The sequence below is a fragment of the Intestinimonas massiliensis (ex Afouda et al. 2020) genome (genome assembly GCF_900626285.1).
Lineage (GTDB): Bacteria > Bacillota > Clostridia > Oscillospirales > Oscillospiraceae > Flavonifractor > Flavonifractor massiliensis_A.
This window is the reverse complement of the sequence record NZ_LR131147.1, coordinates 1,617,476-1,641,216: the sequence shown is the minus strand read 5'-3', so window position 1 is coordinate 1,641,216 and position 23,741 is coordinate 1,617,476. Positions and strand designations below refer to the sequence as shown.

25 protein-coding genes and 1 tRNA gene are annotated in these 23,741 nt (G+C 62.6%); 11 read left to right on the top strand and 15 right to left on the bottom strand.

Annotation, left to right across the window (positions count from 1 at the left end):
* The first annotated feature begins 104 nt into the window (after positions 1-104).
* Entirely contained in the window at positions 105-632 is a 528-nt protein-coding gene (locus tag E0E41_RS08310; RefSeq protein ID WP_130869504.1) for a QueT transporter family protein, read from the top strand.
* A gap of 37 nt (positions 633-669) precedes the next feature.
* A complete protein-coding gene (gene galU, locus E0E41_RS08305) occupies positions 670-1,539 on the top strand; it encodes a UTP--glucose-1-phosphate uridylyltransferase GalU (protein ID WP_130869503.1) in 870 nt (289 codons plus the stop codon).
* A gap of 49 nt (positions 1,540-1,588) precedes the next feature.
* Here galU and E0E41_RS08300 read toward each other — a convergent pair whose 3' ends face one another.
* Together E0E41_RS08300 and E0E41_RS08295 are read right to left on the bottom strand one after the other, a co-directional pair.
* Positions 1,589-2,158: an ECF transporter S component gene (locus tag E0E41_RS08300; RefSeq protein WP_242623735.1), complete on the bottom strand. Its 570-nt coding sequence runs from the start codon at positions 2,156-2,158 to the stop codon at positions 1,589-1,591.
* A 137-nt stretch (positions 2,159-2,295) separates the two neighbouring features.
* Entirely contained in the window at positions 2,296-3,678 is a 1,383-nt protein-coding gene (locus tag E0E41_RS08295) for a uracil-xanthine permease family protein (RefSeq protein WP_130869502.1), read from the bottom strand.
* Between the two features lie 322 nt (positions 3,679-4,000).
* Here E0E41_RS08295 and E0E41_RS08290 point away from each other — a divergent pair, with 322 nt between their 5' ends.
* Positions 4,001-5,263 (top strand): diaminopimelate decarboxylase, encoded by a 1,263-nt coding sequence (locus E0E41_RS08290; RefSeq protein WP_130869501.1) that lies wholly within the window; start codon positions 4,001-4,003, stop codon positions 5,261-5,263.
* Positions 5,264-5,304: 41 nt separating this feature from the next.
* Here E0E41_RS08290 and E0E41_RS08285 read toward each other — a convergent pair whose 3' ends face one another.
* From E0E41_RS08285 to E0E41_RS08255, 7 genes are all read right to left on the bottom strand, one after another.
* Positions 5,305-6,282, bottom strand: a complete 978-nt coding sequence (locus E0E41_RS08285) for a zf-HC2 domain-containing protein (protein ID WP_242623734.1) — start codon at positions 6,280-6,282, stop codon at positions 5,305-5,307.
* The gene (locus E0E41_RS08280; protein WP_242623733.1) at positions 6,275-6,775 is read right to left on the bottom strand and encodes an RNA polymerase sigma factor; all 501 of its coding nucleotides are present in this window, start codon (positions 6,773-6,775) and stop codon (positions 6,275-6,277) included. The genes E0E41_RS08285 and E0E41_RS08280 overlap by 8 nt, the downstream gene beginning before the upstream one ends.
* Before the next feature lie 109 nt (positions 6,776-6,884).
* Positions 6,885-7,964: an ABC transporter substrate-binding protein gene (locus E0E41_RS08275; RefSeq protein WP_130869499.1), complete on the bottom strand. Its 1,080-nt coding sequence runs from the start codon at positions 7,962-7,964 to the stop codon at positions 6,885-6,887.
* A gap of 78 nt (positions 7,965-8,042) precedes the next feature.
* A complete protein-coding gene (locus E0E41_RS08270) occupies positions 8,043-8,903 on the bottom strand; it encodes an ABC transporter permease (protein WP_130869498.1) in 861 nt (286 codons plus the stop codon).
* Complete coding sequence (locus E0E41_RS08265) at positions 8,900-9,751, bottom strand: ABC transporter permease (protein WP_130869497.1); 852 nt, start codon at positions 9,749-9,751, stop codon at positions 8,900-8,902. The genes E0E41_RS08270 and E0E41_RS08265 overlap by 4 nt, the downstream gene beginning before the upstream one ends.
* Positions 9,741-10,913 carry an ABC transporter ATP-binding protein gene (locus E0E41_RS08260; protein ID WP_130869496.1) on the bottom strand — a complete coding sequence of 391 codons (1,173 nt, stop codon included), beginning with the start codon at positions 10,911-10,913 and terminating at the stop codon, positions 9,741-9,743. The genes E0E41_RS08265 and E0E41_RS08260 overlap by 11 nt, the downstream gene beginning before the upstream one ends.
* A gap of 139 nt (positions 10,914-11,052) precedes the next feature.
* Entirely contained in the window at positions 11,053-12,015 is a 963-nt protein-coding gene (locus E0E41_RS08255) for an RluA family pseudouridine synthase (protein ID WP_130869495.1), read from the bottom strand.
* A gap of 140 nt (positions 12,016-12,155) precedes the next feature.
* Between E0E41_RS08255 and E0E41_RS08250 the strand changes: the two genes are divergently transcribed.
* The 8 genes from E0E41_RS08250 to E0E41_RS08215 all read left to right on the top strand — a co-directional run bounded on the left by E0E41_RS08250 (position 12,156) and on the right by E0E41_RS08215 (position 18,131).
* Complete coding sequence (locus E0E41_RS08250; RefSeq protein WP_130869494.1) at positions 12,156-12,659, top strand: YceD family protein; 504 nt, start codon at positions 12,156-12,158, stop codon at positions 12,657-12,659.
* A gap of 41 nt (positions 12,660-12,700) precedes the next feature.
* Positions 12,701-12,895, top strand: a complete 195-nt coding sequence (gene rpmF, locus E0E41_RS08245) for a 50S ribosomal protein L32 (RefSeq protein ID WP_130869493.1) — start codon at positions 12,701-12,703, stop codon at positions 12,893-12,895.
* Positions 12,896-12,996: 101 nt separating this feature from the next.
* Complete coding sequence (locus E0E41_RS08240; protein WP_130869492.1) at positions 12,997-14,364, top strand: DUF512 domain-containing protein; 1,368 nt, start codon at positions 12,997-12,999, stop codon at positions 14,362-14,364.
* A 19-nt stretch (positions 14,365-14,383) separates the two neighbouring features.
* Positions 14,384-15,706 carry a ribosome biogenesis GTPase Der gene (gene der, locus E0E41_RS08235; protein ID WP_130869491.1) on the top strand — a complete coding sequence of 441 codons (1,323 nt, stop codon included), beginning with the start codon at positions 14,384-14,386 and terminating at the stop codon, positions 15,704-15,706.
* A gap of 5 nt (positions 15,707-15,711) precedes the next feature.
* Entirely contained in the window at positions 15,712-16,404 is a 693-nt protein-coding gene (locus tag E0E41_RS08230) for a glycerol-3-phosphate acyltransferase (RefSeq protein ID WP_130869490.1), read from the top strand.
* Positions 16,401-17,402, top strand: a complete 1,002-nt coding sequence (locus E0E41_RS08225) for an NAD(P)H-dependent glycerol-3-phosphate dehydrogenase (protein WP_130869489.1) — start codon at positions 16,401-16,403, stop codon at positions 17,400-17,402. Before E0E41_RS08230 ends, E0E41_RS08225 begins: the two co-directional genes overlap by 4 nt.
* Before the next feature lie 96 nt (positions 17,403-17,498).
* A tRNA-Pro gene (locus E0E41_RS08220) sits at positions 17,499-17,575 on the top strand.
* Between the two features lie 58 nt (positions 17,576-17,633).
* Positions 17,634-18,131: a hypothetical protein gene (locus E0E41_RS08215; protein ID WP_130869488.1), complete on the top strand. Its 498-nt coding sequence runs from the start codon at positions 17,634-17,636 to the stop codon at positions 18,129-18,131.
* A gap of 40 nt (positions 18,132-18,171) precedes the next feature.
* Here E0E41_RS08215 and E0E41_RS08210 read toward each other — a convergent pair whose 3' ends face one another.
* The 6 genes from E0E41_RS08210 to E0E41_RS08185 all read right to left on the bottom strand — a co-directional run bounded on the left by E0E41_RS08210 (position 18,172) and on the right by E0E41_RS08185 (position 23,721).
* Positions 18,172-20,292 (bottom strand): M56 family metallopeptidase, encoded by a 2,121-nt coding sequence (locus E0E41_RS08210; protein WP_130869487.1) that lies wholly within the window; start codon positions 20,290-20,292, stop codon positions 18,172-18,174.
* A complete protein-coding gene (locus E0E41_RS08205) occupies positions 20,289-20,663 on the bottom strand; it encodes a BlaI/MecI/CopY family transcriptional regulator (protein WP_130869486.1) in 375 nt (124 codons plus the stop codon). The genes E0E41_RS08210 and E0E41_RS08205 overlap by 4 nt, the downstream gene beginning before the upstream one ends.
* 115 nt (positions 20,664-20,778) lie before the next feature.
* The gene (locus tag E0E41_RS08200; RefSeq protein WP_130869485.1) at positions 20,779-21,840 is read right to left on the bottom strand and encodes a class I mannose-6-phosphate isomerase; all 1,062 of its coding nucleotides are present in this window, start codon (positions 21,838-21,840) and stop codon (positions 20,779-20,781) included.
* Positions 21,841-21,843: 3 nt separating this feature from the next.
* Positions 21,844-22,488, bottom strand: a complete 645-nt coding sequence (locus E0E41_RS08195; protein ID WP_130869484.1) for an ABC-2 transporter permease — start codon at positions 22,486-22,488, stop codon at positions 21,844-21,846.
* Positions 22,485-23,345, bottom strand: a complete 861-nt coding sequence (locus tag E0E41_RS08190) for an ABC transporter ATP-binding protein (RefSeq protein ID WP_130869483.1) — start codon at positions 23,343-23,345, stop codon at positions 22,485-22,487. The genes E0E41_RS08195 and E0E41_RS08190 overlap by 4 nt, the downstream gene beginning before the upstream one ends.
* Positions 23,338-23,721 carry a GntR family transcriptional regulator gene (locus E0E41_RS08185; protein ID WP_130869482.1) on the bottom strand — a complete coding sequence of 128 codons (384 nt, stop codon included), beginning with the start codon at positions 23,719-23,721 and terminating at the stop codon, positions 23,338-23,340. Before E0E41_RS08185 ends, E0E41_RS08190 begins: the two co-directional genes overlap by 8 nt.
* Positions 23,722-23,741 lie beyond the last annotated feature (20 nt).

Here is a 23,741-nt window from a genome sequence, read left to right as displayed (position 1 = left end):
CTCCACACCCGGTCCAAGCACGGCTGTGCCGTGTTCGTTCCGCGGCTTCGGCTCCAAAGGCCGCCCGCGGTTCTCTAAATACCAAAATGGAGGAATCAAGTATCATGCGCAAGTTTTCCACGAAAGACCTGATCCTGGCGGCCATGGTAGCGGCGACTTACTTCGTCCTGTGCTACTTTGGCAACATCTTTCAGCTCACCTTCGGACCGGTGCAGGTCCGGCTGGGAGAGGCACTGACCGTGCTGCCCTTCCTGTTCCCCGCCACCGCCCCCGGCCTGGCGCTGGGCTGTCTGCTGACCAACATTCTCTCCCCCTACGGCCCCATCGACATGATCGTGGGCACTCTGGCCACCGCCATTGCCGCCTTCCTGAGCACGAAGATGCCCCGGTGGTATCTGGCCGGTCTGCCCCCCATTGTGATGAACGCCCTGCTGCTGCCCCCCATGTGGGCCTGGGCGCAGGCGGGCGCCCTGAACGACGTGTTCTGGGCGGCCTATGCGCTGAATCTGTGGACCTTTGTGGTGGGGGAGGCTGTGGCCTGCTATGTTCTGGGCACCGTGCTGCTGAAGGCCATGTCCAGGGTCCGCTACTTCCGTACCATGATCCCGGAGCGCCGCCTGGCACAGCTATAAGGCGGTCCGCCCCGGCGTATGACAAGGAGGATCTGTTATGAAAGTCCGTAAGGCCGTCATTCCCGCCGCCGGTCTGGGTACCCGGATGCTGCCCGCCACCAAGACCGTGCCCAAGGAGATGCTCCCCATGGTGGACAAGCCGGTGGTGCAGTATATCATCGAGGAGGCGGTGGCCGCCGGAATCGAGGATATCCTCATCGTCACCAACCGGGCCAAGTCCGCCATGGACGACTACTTTGACTACTATCCTGAGCTGGAGACCCGGCTGCTCCAGGCCGGCAAGGAGCGGGAACTGGTGGAGGTCCGCCGCGCCGCCGACCTGGCCAACATCTTCTACGTCCGGCAGAAGGAGACCAAGGGCCTGGGCCACGCCATCTACCGGGCCAAGCGCTTCGTGGGGGACGAGCCCTTCGCGGTGCTGCTGGGCGACGATATCATGCGGGCCCAGAAGCCGGTGACCCTCCAGCTCATCGAGGCGGCGGAGAAGTACAGCGCCTCCGTGGTTGGGGTGCAGAAGGTGGCCACCGAGGCCATCTCCCGCTACTCCTCGGTAAAGGTCAAGCCCCTGGAGGACAAGATCTTTGATGTGTCCGACATGAACGAGAAGCCCACCCCCCAGCAGATGTTCTCCAACTACGCCATCCTGGGCCGCTACGTGCTCACTCCGGAGATCTTCGACATCCTGGAGAACGTGAAGCCCGGCTACGGCGGGGAGATCCAGCTCACCGACGGCCTGCGGGAGCTGTGCAAGAAGAGCCGCATGGTGGCGGTGGACTTTGAGGGCCGCCGGTACGACACCGGCAACATCTGCGGCTTCCTGGAGGCCACCATCGACTTCGCCCTGGAAAACAAGGCCACCGGCGCGTGGCTCCGGCGGTTCCTGAAGGAGAAGGCCGCTCAGCTGTAATACAGGCAGAAAAAAGGACGGACGCTTCGGCGTCCGTCCTTTTTTCTCGTTACTCCAGGGCCAGATGAGACCGCTTCAGGGCCCGGCGGATGGCCAGAGCCAGAGGCGGTGCGGCGACGGCGGCGACAATGCCGTTGAACAGGGAGGCGGGGACCTTCAGGGGCAGCAGGGCCGCCGCGGCCTCAAAGGGCAGGCCGCCCACCAGCATGCCGTCGTAGAACAGGCTCTTGGTGAAGTAGAGGGCGTAGTAGATCACGCAGCCCAGGATCACCCCGAACAGGCAGCGGACATAGCCGGCCTCGCTGCGCTTCCGGGCGGAGAGCATCACCAGCCCGGCCCCCAGGCCCATGGCTCCCTTGGTGAGGAAGGTGAGCCAGCACTCGGAGGCGTACAGGGGGTTGGTCAGGTCGTACAGGGCGGAGCCCAGCCCGGCGGCCAGCCCGCCGATGGGCCCCAGCAGCAGGCCGGACAGGCAGCACAGGATGTTGGCCAGGGTGAAAGCGGTCTGTCCGGTGGACAGGGGGACGATGATGCGGAAATAATTGCTGACGAACACCAGGGCGGTCATCATGGCCAGCACCGCCAGCCGCAGCACCGTCATCCACGGTTTCTTGTTCATAGGAACCACTTCCGATCTTCTCTTAATGGCACCATTATAGCGGGGGACTGACCCTATTAAAATATCCAGTTTTAGAAAAAACAATAGGGTCAGAAGCGGTAAAAGAACGCCGCCCCCGGAGGGGCGGCGGAGGGGTCTCAATACCGGCCGAAATCGCCGGAACGGCCCTCGGTGACGTCGGCGCCGAACTCGTAGTCCTTGCCGGGCAGGACGGCGTTGAGCACGATGCCGGCGATGGCGGCGATGGCCAGGTTGGTCAGGGTCACGTGGACCTCGCCAATGGCGAAGGTGATGCCGCTGGAGAAGCCCAGGCCGCACACCAGGATGATGGCGGCGATGATCAGGTTGCGGGAGTTGGTGAAGTCCACCCGGTTCTCCACCACGTTGCGCACGCCGATGGCGGAGATCATGCCGTAGAGGATAAAGGACACGCCGCCGATGATGGCGGTGGGGATGGAGTTGACGATGGCGGCGAAGGCGGGGGAGAAGGACAGGATCACCGCGTAGATGGCGGCCAGACGGACCACCTTGGGATCGTACACCCGGGAGAGCACCAGCACGCCGGTGTTCTCGCCGTAGGTGGTGTTGGCGGGTCCGCCGAACAGGCCGGCCAGGGAGGTGGCGATGCCGTCGCCGATGAGGGTGCGGTGGAGGCCGGGGTCCTCGATGAAGTTGCGGCCCACGGTGGCGGAGATGGCGGACATATCGCCGATGTGCTCCATCATGGCGGCGATGGCGATGGGGGCCATGACGAAGATGGAGGTCAGGTCAAACCGGGCCAGGAAGAAGGGCTGGATGCCCACCGGAGCAGAGGAGGCCACGCCGGAGAAGTTGATGAGGGGCACCACGTTGCCGGCGGCGTCCAGGGCGGTGGCGCCCATGGCGTTGGCGATGACGGCCACGATATAGGAGCCTACCACACCCAGCAGGATGGGAATGATCTTCACCATGCCCTTGCCCCAGATGTTGGCCACCACGATGATGGCCATGGCCACAATGGCCAGCCACCAGCAGGTGGAGGCGTTGGACACGGCGGAGGGGGCCAGGTTCAGGCCGATGAGGATGATGATGGGGCCGGTGACCACCGGGGGCAGGAAGCGCATCACCCGCTTCACCCCCACCGCCTTGATGACGGCGGCCAGGATGACGTACAGCAGGCCGGCCACCACGATGCCGCCGCAGGCGTACTGCAGCTTGACGGCCGGGTCCATGCCGGCGTACTTGCCGGCGTCCAGCTTGGCCATGGCCTCAAAGCCGCCCAGATAGGCGAAGGAGGAGCCCAGGAAGGCGGGTACCTTCAGCTTGGTGCAGATGTGGAAGAACAGGGTGCCGATGCCGGCGAAGAACAGGGTGGTCTGGATGGACAGGGGCAGGCCGTAGCCCTGCACCAGGATGGGCACCAGCACCGTGGCCCCGAACATGGCGAACATGTGCTGCAGGCCCAGGATCAGCATTTTGGGCAGGCCCAGTACCCGGGCGTCCCGGATGGGCTCATTGCCCGGCGTCTTGTTGTCGTTCATATTGCTCTCCTCTCTTTTCCCGCAGACAGAAAAAAAGCAACTGCTTTTTCAAATGAAAAAACAATTGCTGTTCCGAAAAAGAAGCGCCGTCAGCATATCCGTATACATGTAACCCATGGCGGCACCTCTCCTGTCTGCATTTAAATTCAAAGCATTATATCAGATCCTGGCGCGCTTGGCAAGAGAAAAGCATAAACTGTCGTTAATTTGGGAATATTTCTCAAGAACAGCGGCAAAATTCGGGCAGAGCAAGCGGTTCTGCCCGTTGACAAATAAAGAAAACTTCATTATAGTAAAACGCAAAAGAAAAGAAGGTGACCCCATGAAACGACCCTTTGTGACACAGGAGCAGCTGGAGGAGATCGTCCGGCAGTTCCCCACCCCCTTCCACCTGTATGACGAAAAAGGCATCCGGGAGACCGCCCAGCGGCTGAAAGCCGCCTTTGCCTGGAACCCGGGCTTCAAGGAATATTTCGCCGTAAAGGCCACCCCCAACCCTGCCATCCTGAAGATCCTCCGGGAGGAGGGGTGCGGCGCCGACTGCTCCTCCTTCACCGAGCTGATGCTGGCGGACAAGTGCGGCTTCACCGGCCCGGAGATCATGTTCTCCTCCAACGACACCCCGGCGGAGGAGTTCAAGCTGGCCGCCAAGCTGGGGGCCACCATCAACCTGGACGACTTCACCCACATCGACTTTCTGAAGGATACCATCGGCACCATCCCCGAGACCATCTCCTGCCGCTTCAACCCCGGCGGGCTGTTCACCCTGGGGGAGTCCGCCGAGGGCTTCCAGGTGATGGACAACCCGGGAGAATCCAAGTACGGCTTTACCAGGGAGCAGCTCTTTGAGGGCTTCAAAAAGCTGAAGGCCATGGGGGCCAAGCGGTTCGGCATCCACGCCTTCCTGGCCTCCAACACCCTGTCCAACGACTACTACCCCACCCTGGCGGGCATCCTGTTCCAGCTGGCGGTGGAGCTGGAGCAGGAGACCGGGTGCGACATCTGCTTCATCAACCTGTCCGGCGGGGTAGGCATCCCCTACAGGCCCGACCAGCAGGCCAACGACATCGCCGCCATCGGCGAGGGGGTGCGGAAGCAGTTCGAGGAGATCCTGGTGCCCGCCGGCATGGGAGATGTGGCCATCTGCACTGAGCTGGGCCGGTACATGCTGGGCCCCAACGGCTGCCTGGTGACGAAGGTGCTCCATTTCAAGCACACCTACAAGGAGTACGTGGGGGTGGACGCCTGCGCCGCCAACCTGATGCGGCCCGCCATGTACGGCGCCTACCACCACATCACCGTCATGGGCAAGGAGGACGCCCCCTGCGACCACAAGTACGACGTCACCGGCGGCCTGTGTGAGAACAACGACAAGTTTGCCATCGACCGGATGCTGCCGGAGGTGGACATCGGGGACCTGCTGGTGATCCACGACACCGGCGCCCACGGCTTCTCCATGGGCTATAACTACAACGGCCGGCTGCGCTCGGCGGAGGTGCTCCTCCGGACCGACGGCTCCGCCAGACTGATCCGCCGGGCGGAGACCCCGGAGGACTACTTCGCCACCATGATCTTTGAGGACTAAACAGCGGCAGCCCCCGAAGCGAGCGCTTCGGGGGCTGTTTTTTAATCTCTTCGCAGGAAGTAGCGGATGCATGTCGCCGCCAGGCCGATGACGATGACGATAAAGACGTAGAGCAGGAACCGCTCCGCTGTGCTCTTGCCGCCGGCCCAGGTCTGCTCCACCGAGGGGTCCTCATACTCCGCCGTCACATCCTGCCCATCCTTGTCATACAGGGTGATGTTCTCCACGTGTACCCCCGTCATGGTGCCCGCCGGGATGCCCAGCTCCTCCTCCAGCCGGTCGTAGTCCATCCGCCACAGGAAGTCAGGCTCTGTAATCTCATAGGTGGCCGTATAGTCGTAGACCTGGTTCGAGCCCTCCAGGGACACGCCGTAGGTCACCTTGGCGGACCAGATGTCCCGGCAGCCGTCCCCCATCAGGAAGAACAGCCAGCCGTCCCCGTTTCCGGCGCTGATGGACTGGGCGTCGATACCGGCGGTGTAGGGGAAGGGGCTCTCCGAGGAACTCACCGGCCAGTATTTGCCGTTGAGCCCCCGCTCCATGCGGAGGATGCCGTGGACATTGCCGGCGTTGTCGGCGGCATAGGCCACATAGAGGTACTTGCCCTCTTCCACCCAGCCCAGCACCCGCAGGGGATCCCCCTCCGCTACATGCTGGATGGTGGAATCCGGGGGGCTGGGGACGTAGTCCTCCACCGCCTCCAGCCGGCCGGACTCCGTGTTGGGGTAGTGGAAGGCCTGGATGTCGTACAGCCACCAGATGCACCACAGGGCCAGCACCACGGTGAGGACGGCGGCAATGAGCCGGGTCCGCTTCACCCGCTTGAGGAAGTTCAGGGACGGCTTGGGGGCGTGCTCCACCGCGAGCCCGGAGCGCATGTTTGCCTCCACCTCCCGGCAGGGAGGGCAGCCCTCCAGGTGCTCCTTCACCTGGGCGGAGGTCTCATCCTCCGTCAGCTCCTCGATATAGGACGGCAGCAGGTCCCGCACCACGCAGCAGTCCAGCCTGTGTTCACTCATGTTCCTTCCCTCCCATCAGCTTAGTCAGTGCTTCCTTGCCCCGGTAGAACCGCATCCTGGCCCACACTTCGGTATGGTTCAGGATGGTCCCGATCTCCCGGAAGGTAAAGTCTCCCGCCAGGCGGAGGTAGATCACCTCCCGGGTGTCCGGGGGCAGCTTCTGGATGGCCTGATAGAGCAGCAGCCTGTCATCCTTCTGCTCGGTCTCCAGGGCCGGGTCGTCGGGGGCGGGCACCTGGGCCAGGGCCTCCCCGTCCATGGGCACCGTCCGGCCCCGGCGGGAGAGCTCCTTGTACCACAGCCGCTTGGCGATGGCGCACAGCCAGGTCTGGGGCGCGCAGTCCCCCCGGAAGGATTTTAAGCCCTTCAGTGCCTGATAGAAGGTCTCCTGGGTCAGCTCCTCCGCCGTGTCCGCCTCCCGGCACAGGGCGAACAGGTAGCGGTAGACCCCCTCGGCGTGCGTTTGGTAGATGTCCTCCCCGTTCCAGGCCATGTCCTCTCCCCCCTCTCTGCCCATTGGTTTTTTGAGCGGCACTTTCGTTACATAGCATAGCAAAAAAATACGCCGCGGAACAGTTCCGCGGCGTATTTTTCAAAATCGCTCAGTTGGAGGCCAGCATCAGCCGGGTCCACTCGGAATCATACAAGGCCAGGGTGTCGGCGGGCAGGTTCTTGAAGCTCTCACACTGGGCCAGAATGGATTCGTCGGGGTAGGCGTAGGGATCGCCGGAGACCTCGGGGTCCAGCTCGTCCCGGACGGACAGCAGGGGAGTGGAGTACCAGATCTCCTCGCAGTTCTTCAGACCGGCGGCGGTAGAGCACATATAGTTGATGAACGCCTCGGCGTTCTCCTTGTTCTCCGCGCTCTTGGGGATGCACATGGCGTCCACATACAGGTTGGTGCCCTCTTCAGGCAGGCAGAAGGCCAGGTCGGGGTTGACCTCCGCCATGGTCAGGTAGTCGCCGTAGTAGTAGGCGCCGATGGCGGCGGAGCCGCTCTGCATCTTCTCAAAGATCTCGTCCATGACGTAGGACTGCACCAGGGGCTTCTGCTGGATCAGCAGGTCCACGGCCTCCTTGATCTGGGCCTCGTCGGTGGTGTTGTAGGAGTAGCCCAGGTACTTCAGGGCCACGCCGATGGCGTCACGGGAGTTGTTGAACATCAGGATCTGACCGGCGTACTTCTCGTCGAACATGGTGGCCCAGCTGGTGGGAGTCTCATCCACCATGGTGGTGTTGTAGATGATGCCCAGCAGGCCCCACATGTAGGGTACGCTGTACAGGTTCTCCGGGTCATAGTCCGGATTCTTCAGAGCGGGGTCGATGTCCTCAAAATTCGGAATATTGTCAAAGTTCAGCGGCTCCAGCATATCCTCTTCGATCATACGGGAGATCATATAGTCGGAAGGAATAACCACATCGTAGCTGGCGCCCTCGTTCTTCAGAACGCCGTACATGGACTCGTTGCTCTCAAAGGTGTCATAGTTCACCTTGATGCCGGTCTCGGCGGTAAAGTCCTCCAACACCGAGTCGTCGATATAGACGCCCCAGTTGTAGACGTTGACCACGCCCTTGTCGGCGGTGCCGGGGTCCTTGGCGTCACCGGAGGTGGTGCCGCCGCAGCCGGACAGCAGGCCCAGGGTGAGAGCAGCAGCGCTCAGGAGTGCGAGAGACTTTTTCAATTTCTTTCTTTATCCCCTTTCGGAAATTTGATCTATAACCGGCCCCTTGGGGCGAGTTATCGCACAGGATGGGCGGCCTTACCGCCTGGGGTTCAGCTTGGCCTTCCGCCGGGCGGAGGCGGTCTCCTGCCGGGCCTGACGGATGTTGACGGTGAGCAGCAGGGCGAACACCACCAGGAACATCAGGGTGGACAGGGCGTTGATCTCGGGCGTCACCGGCTTTTTCACCATGGTGTAGATCTCCACCGCCAGGGTGGTGACGCCGGAGCCCTTGGTGAAGTAGCTGATGACGAAGTCGTCGATGGACATGGTGAAGGCGATGATCAGGCCGTTGAGCACCCCGGGCATGATCTCCGGCAGGATCACCTTTCGGAAGGCCAGGAAACCGGAGGCCCCCAGGTCCTGGGCCGCCTCATAGATATTGGGGTCCAGCTGCCGCAGCTTGGGCATCACCGACAGAATGACATAGGGGGCGTTGAAGGTGATGTGGGCGATGAGCAGGGTGCCGAAGCCGGTGCGCCAGCGGATGCCCAGGGCCTGGCTGAGAGCGCTGTCGTTGAATACCCCGATGGCGAACACGAACAGAAGCATCATGGACACGCCGGTGATGATGTCCGCGTTGGTCAGGGGGATGTTGTTCACCGCCAGAAAGATGCTCCGGCTCCGGCGGCGCATGGAGTAGAAGCCGATGGCGGCGGCGGTGCCCAGAATGGTGGCGATGACGGCGGCCAGCACCGACAGGATAATGGTGGTGCGCAATGCCCCCAGCAGGCGGGTGTTGTGGAACAGCTCCGCATACCAGCTCAGGGAGAAGCCGCCCCATACCCGGTTGCTCTTGGTGGCGTTGAAGGAGAAGATGATGAGCAGCACGATGGGGGCGTACAGGAACACATACACCAGCACCGTGAAGATTCTGGAGGGGATCCGACGTTTGCTCACAGTACCGCCACCCCCTCTTCACCCTCGCCGAAGCGGTTCATAACAGCCATCATCACCAGGACGATCACCATCATCACCAGGGCGATGGCGGAACCCAGGTGGGGATTGTAGGCGTTGCCCAGAAACTGCATCTCGATGAGATCGCCCAGCAGCAGGGTCTTGCCGCCGCCCAGCAGGCGGGACAGGGCGAAGGTGGACACCGAGGGGATGAACACCATGGTCACCCCGGACAGCACCCCCGGCAGGGACAGGGGGAAGATCACCTTGCGGAACACCATGGTGCCGTCGGCCCCCAGGTCCTGGGCGGCCTCGATGACCCGGTGGTCGATCTTGTCGATGACCGAGAAGATGGGGAGCACCATAAAGGGCAGAAAGTTGTATACCATGCCCAGCACGATGGCTCCCTGGGTGTTGATCATGTGGATATACTGGATGTTGGTGCCGAACATGCCGTTGATCAGGTTGAAAAAGCCGATGTTGGCCAGGAACTGATTGATGAGGCCGTTGTCGTCCAGAATGGACATCCAGGCGTAGGTCCGCAGCAGGAAGTTCATCCACATGGGCAGCATGATGAGCATCATGGCCACCTTGCGGACCATCAGCTTCTCCCTGGACAGGAAATAGGCCAGGGGGTAGCCGATGAGGATGCAGATCACCGTGGCGGCGATGGCCAGCGCGAAGGAGTGCTCAAAGGCGGGGATATAGGTGGCCATGTTGCTGAAGTTCTCCAGGGTAACACCGCCGCCGCTCTTGCTGGTAAAGGCGAAGATCACCACCAGGATCAGGGGCGCCACCACGAAAATGGCCATCCAGACCACGTAGGGCGCGGCCAGCCATTTATTCTTCATCGCCGGCCTCCTCATCCTCCAACCGGTCCTCGTTGAGCTCGTCATACTCGGAGGAGTAGGAACTGTAATCGCCGAAGGTGCCGGAGTACTGGCTCTTCTTCATGATGTGGAAGCCGTCGGGGTCGATCTTCACCCCAATCTTTGCCCCCACAGGGGAGTAGTCCGTGGTCTGGATCAGCCACTTGAAGCCGCGGAAATCCACGATAATGTCGTAATGGATGCCCTTGAAGGTCACCTCGGTGACGGTGCCGGTGAGCTGGCCCTCCGCCTCGGGCACGATGTCGATATCCTCCGGGCGGATGACCACGTCTACCGGCTCATTGGGGGCGAAGCCCTTGTCCAGGCACTTGAACTTCCGGCCGTACATGCCAACCACATAGTCCTCATGCATGATGCCGTCGATGATGTTGCTCTCGCCGATGAAGTCGGCCACGAAGGCGTTCTTGGGCTCGTTGTAGATGTCCTCGGGGGTGCCGATCTGCTGGATCTTGCCCTCGTTCATCACCACGATGGTGTCGGACATGGTGAGGGCCTCCTCCTGGTCGTGGGTGACGTAGACGAAGGTGATGCCCACCTGCTGCTGGATGCGCTTGAGCTCGATCTGCATGTCCTTGCGCAGCTTGAGATCCAGGGCGCCCAGCGGCTCGTCCAGCAGGAGCACCTGGGGCCGGTTGACAATGGCCCGGGCGATGGCCACCCGCTGCTGCTGGCCGCCGGACAGGGAGTTGACGGAGCGCCTGCCGTAGCCCGCCAGGTTCACCAGGGCCAGGGCCTCCTCCACCCGCTGCTTGATCTCCGATTCAGGAACCTTGATCATCCGCTTGGGATCCTTGGGGTCGGGCACCTTGTTCACCCGCAGGCCGAAGGCCACATTCTCAAAGATGTTCATGTGGGTGAACAGGGCGTACTTCTGAAAGACTGTATTGACCTTCCGCCTATGGGGGGGAACGTCATTAATCCTCACGCCGTCAAAATACACGTCGCCGGAGGTAGGCTTCTGAAAGCCGCCGATGATTCGCAGCGTCGTGGTTTTGCCGCACCCGGAGGGACCGAGCAGCGTGAGGAACTCTTTATCATTAATATAAAGGTTGATATGGTCCAGAATGACGTCGTCGTCAAATTTCATGAAGCAATCCGACAGGCGGATCAGTTCCTTGGACATGTATCCTCCCCCATTTCTCAAAAGGTAGTAAAAGGCGTACCCAAACCGGCGGTTGGGTACGCCCTATTGACGAAACAAATATATATGTTATTGCGAAAAATGTCAATAATAAAACCGCGTTTTTTTCCGGGATTTTACGTCAGCTATTTGGGAAATATTCCGACACGAAATCCACGTTATCCACGGTAAATAGTTTGCCCCGGAGGTACTCCAGGATCCCGGCGTCGGTGGGGAAGGTGAAGGCCAGTTTGTAGGAGTAGAGAGCCTGGAAGGAGCGGCCGTACTGCTTGTTGTCCCGCTCCCGGCCGTACTTGCCGTCTCCCAGCAGGGGATGGCCGGCGGCGGCGAACTGGGCCCGGATCTGGTGGGTGCGGCCGGTGAGCAGCTCGCACTCCACCAGGGACAGCCCCCGGTTCACCTTCAGGGTCTTGTATAAGGTGGCGGCGCTCTTGCCCCCGGGCACCGGACGGCTGAACACCTTCACCTGGGCCTTGTCCTCGTCCTTCAGCAGGAACCCTTCCAGTTTTCCCTGGGGCGGGGCCATTCTTCCGTGAATGATGGCCAGGTAATATTTGGCGATCTCCCGGTCCCGGATCTTCTGGTTCAGAATGCGCAGGGTCTCGGCGTTCTTGGCCGCCATGACGATGCCGCCGGTGTTCCGGTCGATGCGGTTGCACAGGGCGGGGGTGAAGGAGTGCTCGTCCCTGGGGTTCCACTCCTTTTTCTGATAGAGATAGGCCTGGATGTGGGTGATGAGGGTGTTCACCTTCTCGTGCTCGTCGGAGTGGCACAGCAGCCCCGGCCGCTTGTTGAGGAGCATCAGGTTCTCGTCCTCGTACACGATGTCCAGCCTGGGCTTGAATACCGAAAGGAAAGCGTTGTCCTCCCGGGGCTGGTCAAAGAACTCGTCGTTGATATATAATTGTAACAGGTCTCCCACCTGGAGCCGCACGTCCCGCTGGGAGCCCTTGCCGTTGACCTTCACCCGCTTCAGGCGGATGTACTTCTGGGCCAGGGGTCCGGGGAGCAGAGGCAGGGTCTTGGCCAGCCAGCGGTCAAGCCGCTGTCCGGCGTCATTTTTGCCGATGGTAAATTCCTTCATGGGCAATTCTCCTGAAAACCCGGCAGCGGGCCGGGATAGTAGCTGCATTATATCATAAATTACGGAAAAAGTGAAAAAGTATTTGACAATGGCGAAGGTTTTGAGTATAATGTCTGCTGTGCCATTGTGTGAGGTGTATCATGCGACTTGATCTCAGGTCTATCATCCATGTCCCCGGCGCGTCCCTGCCCTTCCGGTTTGAACTGGATCTGTCCGGGCTGGACTTTTACGGGGAGAAGCCCTTTGCCCATCCCGTCCGTGTCAGCGGAACGGTGCGCAATATGGCCGACGCCCTGCTGCTGGAGGGTACGGCGGAGACCACCCTGGAGCTGGTGTGCGACCGCTGCCTGAAGCCCTTCTCCCAGGAGCTGTCCCTGCCGGTCAGTACCCTGCTGGCGGAGGAGCTGGAGGATGAGGAGAACGACGAGATCGTGCTTCTGGAGAACGGGGAGGCCGATCTGGATGAGATCTTTACCACCGCGCTGGTGCTGTCCATGGACGCCAAGCATCTCTGTTCAGAGGACTGCAAGGGGCTGTGCGCCACCTGCGGAGCGGATCTGAACGAGGGCCCCTGCGGATGCAGGAAGGAAATTGATCCACGTTTGGCTGCACTTGCGCAGCTGTTGGATAAAGAGAATGAGTAAGTTTTGCCCGGCCAGGGCATGAACCTAAGGAGGTGTCATAAATGGCAGTCCCTAAGAGTAAAGTGTCCAAGCAGCGCCGGAACAAGCGCCGCAGCTCCGTGTGGAAGCTGGAGACTCCCGGCGTCACCACCTGCCCCAAGTGCGGTGCGTTCCGTCTGCCCCACCGGATGTGCAAGAGCTGCATGAGCTACAACGGCCATGAGTTCGGCAAGGTGGAGACCGCTGAGGCGAAGTAAATAGCCTGAAAAGAACGAGGGGAGAAAAGCCCCTCTTTCTTTTTGCCCGGAATTCGGGTACAATAAAGAGAAATGACCTGTTGCAAAAGGAGCGCGCGCCCATGAGCCTGACAAAAATCGCATCGGTGGACCCGGGCAGCCCGGCGGCCAGGGCGGGCCTGCGGCCTGGCGAGACCCTGACCCACATCAGCGGCCACCCCATCGTGGACGTGCTGGACTATAAGTTCTACGCCTATGATCCCAGGCTGGAGCTCACCCTCACCGGCCCCGACGGCGGCAGCCGCACGGTCCGGGTCCGCAAGGAGGAGGGGGAGGACCTGGGTCTGAACTTCGAGACCTACCTGATGGACAAGGCCCGGTCCTGTGCCAACAAGTGCATCTTCTGCTTTGTGGACCAGATGCCGCCCGGGATGCGCAAGACCCTCTATTTCAAGGACGATGACGCCCGTCTGTCCTTTTTGATGGGAAATTATATTACGCTCACCAATCTCTCCCGGCGGGAAATACAGAGAGTAATGGATCTGCGCATCAGTCCCATCAATATTTCGGTCCACGCCACCGATCCGGAGCTGCGCACCGCCATGCTGAAGAACCCCCGGGCGGGGGAGTGCCTGGACATCATGACCCGGTTTGCCCAGGCGGGGATTACGATGAACTGCCAGGTGGTGGCCTGCCCCGGGGTCAACGACGGACCCGCCCTGGACCGCACCATGGCGGAGCTGGGGGAGCTCTACCCGGCGGTAAACAGCGTCGCCGTGGTGCCGGTGGGGGTCACCAAGTTCCGGGAGGGCCTGTGCAGGATCGACCCCTATACCAGGGAACAGGCCGCCGCCCTTATCGACCAGGTGGAGGGCTTTGCCGAAAAATTCCGGGCGGCCAAGGGTACCAGCCTGGTGTGGTGCTCCGATGAGTTCTATCTGCTCGCCGGCCGGGACCTGCCGGAGAAGGGCTACTATGAGGACATGGCCCAGCTGGAGAACGGGGTGGGGATGCTGCGGCTGCTGTCCAGCCAGGCGGAGCTGGCACTGGAGGACGAGCAGCCGGAGCGCGAGAGCCCCTTTTCCATCGCCACCGGTCTGTCCGCCGCGCCTTTTGTCCAGGAAATTGTTGACAACGCCCGGGAAAAATGTGGTAATATAAAAGGAATGGTCTATCCCATCGTCAACCGCTTTTTCGGGGAGACCATCACGGTCTCCGGCCTCATCACCGGCACCGACCTGCTGGAGCAGCTGAAGGGGAAGGACCTGGGTGAGCGGCTGCTCATCCCGGACAACATGCTCCGGGCCGGTGAGCGGGTGTTCCTGGATGACGTGACCGTGGACCAGCTGGAGGAGGCCCTGGGGGTGACCGTGGTCCCCGTGCCCGCCGACAGCGGCTTCGACCTGGCCGACGCCATCCTGGGCCGGGAGATCGTCCGGGACTGCCCGGTGCTGCCGCCGGAGGCGGAATATTACAGATATAACCCCTGACCAGAAGGGAGAAGATACTATGAAGCCTTTGATTGCCATCGTGGGCCGGCCCAACGTGGGCAAGTCCATGCTGTTCAATAAGCTGGTGGGCCAGCGGCTGTCCATCGTGCAGGACACCCCCGGCGTCACCCGGGACCGGCTGTACGCCGAGGCGGAGTGGCTGGGCCGGAAGTTTGACCTGGTGGACACCGGCGGCATTGAGCCGGGTACCGACAGCGAGATCCTGGCCTTCATGCGCCAGCAGGCGGAGATCGCCATTCAGAACGCCACCGTCATCATCTTTCTGTGCGACATCAAGACCGGCCTCACCGCCTCCGACCAGGAGGTGGCCAACATGCTGCTGCGCTCCGGCAAGCCGGTGGTGCTGGCGGTGAACAAGATGGACCAGGTGGGCACCACCAACCCGGATATCTACGAGTTTTATAATCTGGGCCTGGGTGACCCCATCGCCGTCTCCGCCGTCCACGGCCACGGCACCGGCGACCTGCTGGACGAGTGCTTCAAGTATTTCCCCCCGGAGGACCAGGAGGAGGAGGACGACGACGTCATCAAGGTGGCCATCATCGGCAAGCCCAACGTGGGCAAGTCCTCTCTGGTGAACCGGATCCTGGGGGAGCAGCGGGTGATCGTCAGCGACATGGCGGGCACCACCCGGGATGCGGTGGACAGCTACTTTGAGAACAAGAAGGGCAAGTATCTGCTCATCGACACCGCCGGGATGCGGAAGAAGTCCAAGGTGGACGACCCCATCGAGAAGTTCTCCGTCCTCCGGGCCACCATGGCCATCGAGCGGGCGGACGTGTGCCTGATCCTCATCGACGCCAACGAGGGGGTCACCGAGCAGGACACCAAGGTGGCCGGCCTGGCCCATGAGGCGGGCAAGGCCTGCATCATCGTGGTCAACAAGTGGGACGCCATCGAGAAGGACGACAAGACCATGGACCGGATGCGCCAGGATATCCGCCGGGACCTGTCCTATATGACCTACGCCCCCATCCTGTTCATCTCCGCCCTGACGGGCCAGCGGGTGGACCGGCTCTTTGATCTCATCAACTACGTGGTGGACCAGGCCTCCCTGCGGATCACCACCGGCATGCTCAACTCGGTGCTGGCCGACGCCACCGCCCGGGTCCAGCCCCCCACCGATAAGGGCCGGCGGCTGAAGATCTACTATATGACCCAGATCGGCGTCAAGCCCCCCCACTTCGTCTGCTTCTGCAACGACGCCAAGCTGTTCCATTTTTCCTATCAGCGCTATCTGGAAAATCAGATCCGCTCTACCTTCGGACTGGAGGGGACCCCGGTGCGGCTCACCATCCGGCAGAAGAGCGACAAGGAGTGACGGGAATGACGGATTGGATGATGCTCACAGTCCTGGCCTACGCCGGTGTGGCGCTGGTATCCTACTTTCTGGGCTGCTTCAACGGGGCGGTCATCGTCTCCAAGTATATCCTGCGGGACGACATCCGTACCCACGGCAGCGGAAACGCCGGCCTGACCAACTTCTACCGCACCTTCGGCGGGCCCCTGACCTTTGTGGTCATCCTCACCGACGTACTCAAGGCGGTGATCGCGGTGCTGATTGCAGTCTGGATCTTCGACGCCGGCGGAGCTTTTGCCGTGGTGGTGGGGAAGTACTGGGCGGGCACCTTCTGCCTGCTGGGCCATATGTTCCCCTGCATGTTCCACTTCAAGGGCGGCAAGGGCATCCTGTCCGGCGGCACCATCGCCATCATGATGGACTGGCGCATCGCCCTGGTGGTGTGGGGCGGCTTTATCATTCTGGCCGCCATCACCAAGTGGGTGTCTCTGGGCTCCATCTGGGCCGGGGCCTCCTTCCCCTTTGCCACCGGCTTCGTCTACCGGGATTACCTGACGGACCCGGCCTGGTCCGCCCACGCCTGGCTGGTGCTGATCCTGTCGGTGATCCTGGGGGGCCTCATCGTGTGGAAGCACCGGGGCAACCTGAAGCGCATCCTCAGCGGCACCGAATCCAAATTCAGCCTGCATCATAAATTGAACGGGGGTACGTCCAAGTGAAGATCTCTGTCATGGGCAGCGGCGGCTGGGGCACGGCTCTGGCCCTGGTGCTGCTGGAAAATGGCCACGATGTGACCCTGTGGTCCTACACCGAGGCGGAATCCGCTGTGCTGCAGGAGCGGCATGAGAACCCCATGCTGAAGGGCGTCCCCCTGCCGGAGGAACTGAAGCTGACCTCCGATACGGACTGCGTCAGGGGCTGCGGCGCGGTGGTGCTGGCCACCCCGTCCTTTGCCGTGCGCACCACCGCCCGGACGGTGGCTCCCCTGCTGGATCCCGGCGCCGTGCTGGTGTCGGTGTCCAAGGGCATTGAGAAGGACACCTCCCTGACCCTCACCGACGCCATCGCCCAGGAGGTGGGGAAGGACCACCCCATCGTGGCCCTGTCCGGCCCCTCCCACGCGGAGGAGGTGGGCCGCCGGGTGCCCACGGCGGTGGTGTCCGCCTCCCAGGACCGGTCCGCCGCCGAGCTGGTCCAGGACCTGTTCATGAACGAGCGGTTCCGGGTGTACGCCTCCGACGACGTGGTGGGGGTGGAGCTGGGAGCCGCCCTGAAGAACGTCATCGCCCTGTGCGCCGGCGTGTGCGACGGCATGGGTTTTGGCGACAACACCAAGGCCGCTCTCATGACCCGGGGTTTGACCGAGATCGCCCGGCTGGGCGTGGCTATGGGTGGCCGGCGGGAGACCTTTGCCGGGCTCACCGGCGTGGGCGACCTGATCGTCACCTGTACCTCCATGCACTCCCGCAACCGCCGCTGCGGCATCCTCATCGGCAAGGGCACTCCGGCGGAGCAGGCGGTGAAGGAGATCGGCGCGGTGGTGGAGGGCTACTACGCCGCGGCCACCGCCCGGGCTCTGGCCAAAAAGGCGGGGGTGGAAATGCCCATCACCGAGGCGGCCTACCAGGTGCTCTACCACGGCAAGGATCCCCATGTGGTGATCGTGGAGCTGATGACCCGGGAGCGCAAGCACGAGCTGGAGGACAGCTGGGTGTAAGTGGCGAAAAAAAGCAAAGAAATTTGCAAAAAAGGCTTGCATTTTTCTCGTACCCGTGGTAATATAATCAAGCCGTCTGAAACAAGGCGGCAATTTCCGGGTGTGGCGAAGTTTGGTATCGCGCTTGAATGGGGTTCAAGAGGCCGCTGGTTCGAATCCAGTCACTCGGACCAAAAGGCACTTGCAGAGATGCAAGTGCCTTTTTTGTCATATCCTGGGGGGTGTGCAGATGTGGAACGGGTGCTGTATGAACTGCACATAAATGTTATAGACGGCCTGTTTCTGCTCATTCCCCTGGTGCTGTCCGTTGCCTTTTTCCTTACAGGGAGACAGATGAAAAACAACACGGCACACCAGCCGTGGAAACGCAGGCTGGGCGGGCTGGTGTTTCAAATCACCGCCCTGGTGATGCTGGCGGTATTTCTTTTTACGATGGGAAGCAGCATCCTCCTATATGCCGCATGCAGACGGCTGTGGAAGAGTGGAGAAGTGTCAGAGGTGACAGGCTATGTGGAAAACTACCACCCCATGCCTGCCTCGGGCCACGATATGGAATCCTTTGAAATCGACGGCGTTTCCTTTTCTTATTCCAATTTTGTGCTTCAGACGGGCTATCACTGCGCCGCCTCCTGGGGCGGCGTGGTCACCCATGACGGCCAGCACCTGAAGATCCAGTACATTCCGGTAGAGCAGGAAAAGATCATTGTCTATATCGCGGAGCTGACATAACGGCAGGGGCGGGAACCTTTGTTCCCGCCCCTGCTGTTCTTTACGTGAATGCCCGGATGTTGTCCTCGTTCCAGAGGTACCACACCGCGTCCGGCTTCTGGTCCTGAGCATCCCAGGCGGCATTGTACTCCGTTTCGGAGACCGGCTTGCCGTCCACCAGGAAGGTATCGAATGTAAACTGTTTCCCCTGGCCGCAGATGCGCTTGTCCAGGTCCATGCCTGTCCCGGTGAAGCGGACGGAGGCCACGCCGCCCTCATTCCCGGCCGGATAGGAGTATTCAAACGTGCCGTCGGTCTTCAGGTTCCAGAAGGTGCGCCAGTGGCTGGGATAGCCGTAAATCGCGCTGCCCTCCTGGCGGAGGACCAGATAGCCCCCCATATCGTTGGCCACATCGGAGATCTGGAGGACCACCTCTGACCCGCCGTCGCCGTCCAGGTCCAGCACCGCAAACTGGTAGATGCCGGCATAGTCGCTGTACGGGCTGAACAGGGCGGGGACCTGCGATATAGCTTTGGATTCCGGGGTTTCAGCGCCTTCCGCCCAGTAGAGGAAGGAGGCATTGCCCAGGAGAACGTCCTGGTACACGGTTTCAGGCGAGGAGAAGGTGGTGTAGGGGATGGAGACCCCGGAGGCCATCCAGGCATCTCCCACCGCCACGGCCTCCTGGCCGTTTTCCGGCACGGATACCTGCTCCACCTCCTCCAGGAAATCGGGGTCGGTGGGATCAAAGAGATATTTGTTCCACTGGGTCCGGTCGGCGCCGCTGGAGCCGCAGTTGTAGAGATACCCGTCCGCCCCCAGCACATAGGTGTTCCGCTCCCAGCCCTCCACCGCCAGGACGGGCTGGCCCTCCGACAGGGTGTAGATGGCGAACACATAGCCCTGGTCCAGGTTCCAGATGTCGTTTCCCACCCAGCCCAGCAGCAGCTCCTCCGACCCGTCGCCGTCCAGGTCCATCCGGGCGTACCCTGTCCGGTCCAGCAGGCTGTCCGTGTCCGTCCACGCCCAGTAGGGGTTGGTCAGGATGACGGGCAGGTCCGGGTAGTCCTCCGGCTGCCGCAGGGCGAGGGCCTCTTTGTACCGGGACAGAAGTGCCGCATAGGGGTCGTTGACAGCTTCCTCCGGTTCAAGTGTGGGGGGAGAGGCGGGCTCCGCCGCCTGGCCGGTCAGCTCCAGCACGCCGCAGGCGCAGCAGGTCAGCGCCAGCCCCAGGGCCAGCGCTCCGCAGAGCGCCGCCCGGGTGGGCTTCCGGTAGCCCAGAATCCCCTGGAGCCGGGCCTTCAGCTGCTTCTTCTCCTCGCACAGGGTGGTGGCGGTCACCCCGGCGGGCAGCCTGCGCCGGGCGGCCAGGGCCAGCAGCAGCTCCCCGTAGCCCACCCGCTCCTCCGGCGGCAGGGCGGCCAGCACCGCCTCGTCGCAGGACAGCTCGCAGTCCAGGGCGATCCGCCGCCCCATCCAGTGGACCAGGGGGTTGAACCAGTGGAGGGCGGTGACCAGCACCACCAGCCATTTGTACAGCACGTCGCCCCGCCTGCAGTGGGTCAGCTCGTGCCGGAGGACGGCGGCGCCCACCGGCTGGCCGAGGGGCAGCACCACCACCGGCCGCAGCAGCCCGATCAGCATGGGGGTGTCCACCTGATGGCTGGCGGCCAGCCGCACCCGGCGGCCCTTCGCCAGCGGCTCAAACAGAGCCAGGGCCTCCGGCGGAGGCGGGACCAGGGAGCGACGGACCCGGCGGGCAAACCGGGCGTAGGCCGCCAGATGCCAGAGGAAAAAGCCCGCCGCCCCCAGCAGCCACAGGGCAAACAGCACCGCCGTGGGGGAGAGGGACCGTTCCGGCGGCGCAGGGACCTGATGGGGCTGGACCGGGGCAACCGGCGTACCGGTCCCGGCGGCGGGAGCCTCCTGCTCCGTCTGGTTTGGGGCTGCCGGGAGCATAGTCTCCTGTTGGGTGCCCTCCGGTACAGCGAGGACCGGCTGGGGCAGGTGCACCCCAAAGCCCACAGGGATCACCAGCCGGAGCAGCACCAGCAGCCAGGCATAGTACCAGAAGGCCTTGGGCAGCCGCCCTCCGGCCATCCGCCGGGCCGCCAGCAGGATCACGCCCAGCAGGGCGCCGGACAGGGAGAGGGCGAGCAGGGTGAGCAGAAACTCCTTCATTTCGGGCCCTCCCCATGCAGCAGGGCCGACAGCTCGTCGATGTCCGCCTGGGTCAGCTGGCCGTCGGACAGCAGGGAGGCCACCAGCTTCTTGGCGCTCCCGTCAAACACCTTGCCGATGAGCCGCCGGGCGGACCAGCGGCTGTACTCCGCCCGGGTGATGACCGCCCGGTACATCCCCCGGCGCTCCAGCTGCACCGCTCCCTTTTCGCACAGGCGGCGCAGCAGGGTCTTTACTGTGGAATCCTCCCAGCCGCACCTGGCGGCCAGTGCCTGCCGGATGTCAATGAGGGGCACCGGCTGGGGGGCGCTCCATAGCACCTGCATGACCTCCAGCTCCGCGTCCTGGATCTTTTCCGCACTGTTGCACATGGCGACCTCCTAAAAGTTTACTGTTGTAGTCTAATTGAAGTTTACAATAGTAGACTTTCCTTGTCAAGAGATTTCCGCAAAAAAAGGCGGGAGCAGATGCTCCCGCCTTTTGGGGTCAGTTGGAATCCGGTACGCCGCAGGCCAGGACCCGGAAGGGGGTCTGAGCGGTGCAGCGGTAAGAGGTCACGCCGTGGGGGAGAAAGACCTCGTCCCCCTTTTTCACCGGCAGGGAGCCGCCGTCCCACTGAAATTCTCCCTTGCCCTCCAGCACCAGCCAGACCTGGAAGCTGGGGTTGGCTCCCTCCATGGCCGGGCAGTCGGGGCCCAGATTGATCTCATCCATCCAGAAGCGGCCGGTCTGCCGCTGGGAGATCAGTTTTTTCCGCCAGGGTTCCGCCGCCTCGGGCAGAGGGGCGGACAGGTGCCGTTTCAGCAGCTTCTCCCGGCTCAGGCAGTCGAAGGTGAAGCAGTCCATCAGGCCGTCCATACCGGCGGCGCCGTACATGCTCTCACGGGGCAGCCGGGAGCCGTCGGGCCGGATGTACTCCGCCCGCAGGGTCAGGTCCACCGGCTCCTGGATCTCGGCCACCAGGGAATCGCTGCCCAGGGCGTGGACGGTGCCGGAGGGGATGAAGTACACCTGGCCTGGCCGGATCTCCACCTTGTGGAGGCAGTCCAGCATGCCGGCGGAATCCTGGGCCTCGATCAGTGCCCGGAACCGCTCCGGGGTCACCCCGGGCCGGAAGCCCAGCCAGATACAGGCCCCTGGCCGGGTGGAGAGCACATACCAGGCCTCGTCCTTGCCGTGGGGCAGGCCGAAATATTTCAGGGCCTTGGTGCCGTCCGGGTGGGTTTGGATCAGCAGCCGGTCCCGGGAGTTCAGCAGCTTGAGGAGAAAGCCCAGGTCAGCCCCCCAGCGCCCGGCATGGGACGCTCCCAGCCAGGCCGCCGGGTCCTCCGCCAGGCAGTCCCGCAGAAAGCGGCCGGTACCGTTGATCCGGGACAGGCCCACGGTGGTGCCGGGGCGAAGGGCGGAGGTGACCAGGGAGGCCACCCACATCTGGGAGCACACCGGGGCCTCCGGCCCTTCTCCCAGAAACTCGTTGATCATCTCTCCACCGGGGATGAGATAGTCCACCTTGTTGGGGGCCAGTTTGAAGATTTGATCCGGTGTCATGGTTCAGAACTCCTTCCGGTCGTAGATGCCCAGGGAGACGGCGAAGGAAATCAGATAGGCCGCCACGCTGAACGCCGCCAGCAGCACTGGCCCGGACAGCAGAAGCCAATCGGGGGGCTGGGGCAGCGCCAGCCCCCGGCTGACCAGTCCCCCCACCAGGACGGAGCCGCCGAAGATGCTGACAAAGAGTACCATGCTGACGGCCCGGGCCTTCTCCGCCCCGTATTTTAGCAGAAAGGGGAGGGTGACGGCGTTGAGCAGCAGGGTGAGGAAGGCGCAGGCCGGAACGGAAAGCGCCACCTCTTCCATTGAGGCGTCCGCCAGCCCCGTGGCCACCAGGGCCAGCATCAGGGCCAGGGTCACCACGCTGCTGAGGAGGATGATGAGCACGGCAAAGAGGTACTTGCCTGCCACGATCCCCCGGCGGCTGACCGGGGTGGCTACCGCGTACCGGTCCCAGCGGGTGGCGTCATCGGTGGCCACCGACGACAGAGGGACGGTGAGGCCGATCACCGCCACCAGGGCCACCAGAATGGAGATGGGGAAGACCCCGGCGATACAGAAGCCGCCGTAGACGATGAGAAAGACCAGGTAAGTGGACAGCTGCTTGCGCAGCAGGACAAAATCCTTGTAAATGAGCCCTTTCATTGCTCATCCCCCTTTCCGGTGAGCACCATGATATCCTCCAGAGTGACCGGGTCCACCGTCAGACCCGGGTAGCGCCTGGCGAAGGCATGGCGGTCCTTCACCAGGGCCTCGCAGCCGAACTGGCCCACCCGGCTGCCCCCCAGCAGGGAGTGGTCCACCCGTTCCAGGTCGGATTTGCCGCACACCAGCTTGCCGTAGCTGTCCAGCAGCTCGTCCTTGGCCCCGGACACCGCCACCCGGCCCTTGTGGAGATAGGTGATGTAGTCCGCGGCCTTTTCCAGGTCGCTGGTGATGTGGCTGGAGATGAGGATGGCGTGGTCCTCGTCCTGAATGAAGTTCAAAAACTCGTCCAGGATCTCGTCCCGCACCACCGGGTCCAGGCCGGAGGTGGCCTCGTCCAGGATCAGCAGCCGGGGTTTTGCGGCAAAGGCGGCGGCGATGGCCAGCTTCATTTTCATGCCCCGGGAGAACTCCTTCACCGTCTTGTTCCCGGCGAGACCGAACTGCTCCAGGTAGCGGTCAAAGAGGGCCATGTCCCAGCCCGGGTACAGGCCGGACAGGATCTTCCCCAGCTGCCGGGGCCGCAGTACGTCGTGGAACAGTACCTCGTCCAGCACCACGCCGATCTCTGCCTTTACCGCCCGCTCCTCCTTCAGATTGTCCTTTCCGAACACGGTGATGATGCCCCCGTCCCGGCGGACCAGGTTGAGAATACACTTGATGGTGGTGGACTTGCCCGCCCCGTTCTCCCCGATCAGGCCCATGATGGTGCCCCCGGGCACGGTGAGGGACACATCGTCCAGCTTGAAGGAGCCGTAGTCCTTGGTGAGATGGGATATCTCCAATGCGTTATTCATGTTCGTCCTCTCCATACAGAAGTTGCAGGGTCTCGGTGAGCTCGGCCAGGGACACCCCGCCGGTTTTGGCGATGTCCACCGCCTGGGACAGATGCTCCTCCGCCCGGCGGAGGGTCTCCTCGTGGACCAGTTCCAGGTTCCGGGGGGCCACAAAGCACCCTTTCCCCGGCACGGTGGTGATGAACCCCTCCCGCTCCAGCTCCTCGTAGGCCCGCTTGGTGGTGATGACTGAAATGCGCAGCTCCCTGGCCAGTAGCCGCATAGAGGGAAGGGCCTCCCCCTCGGCCAGCTCTCCCCGGAGGATGAGGCCCTTCATCTGCCGGGTGATCTGGTCGTAGATGGGCACGCCGCCGGAGTTGCTGATGATGATATCCATGGTGCACCTCTTACTGTCAT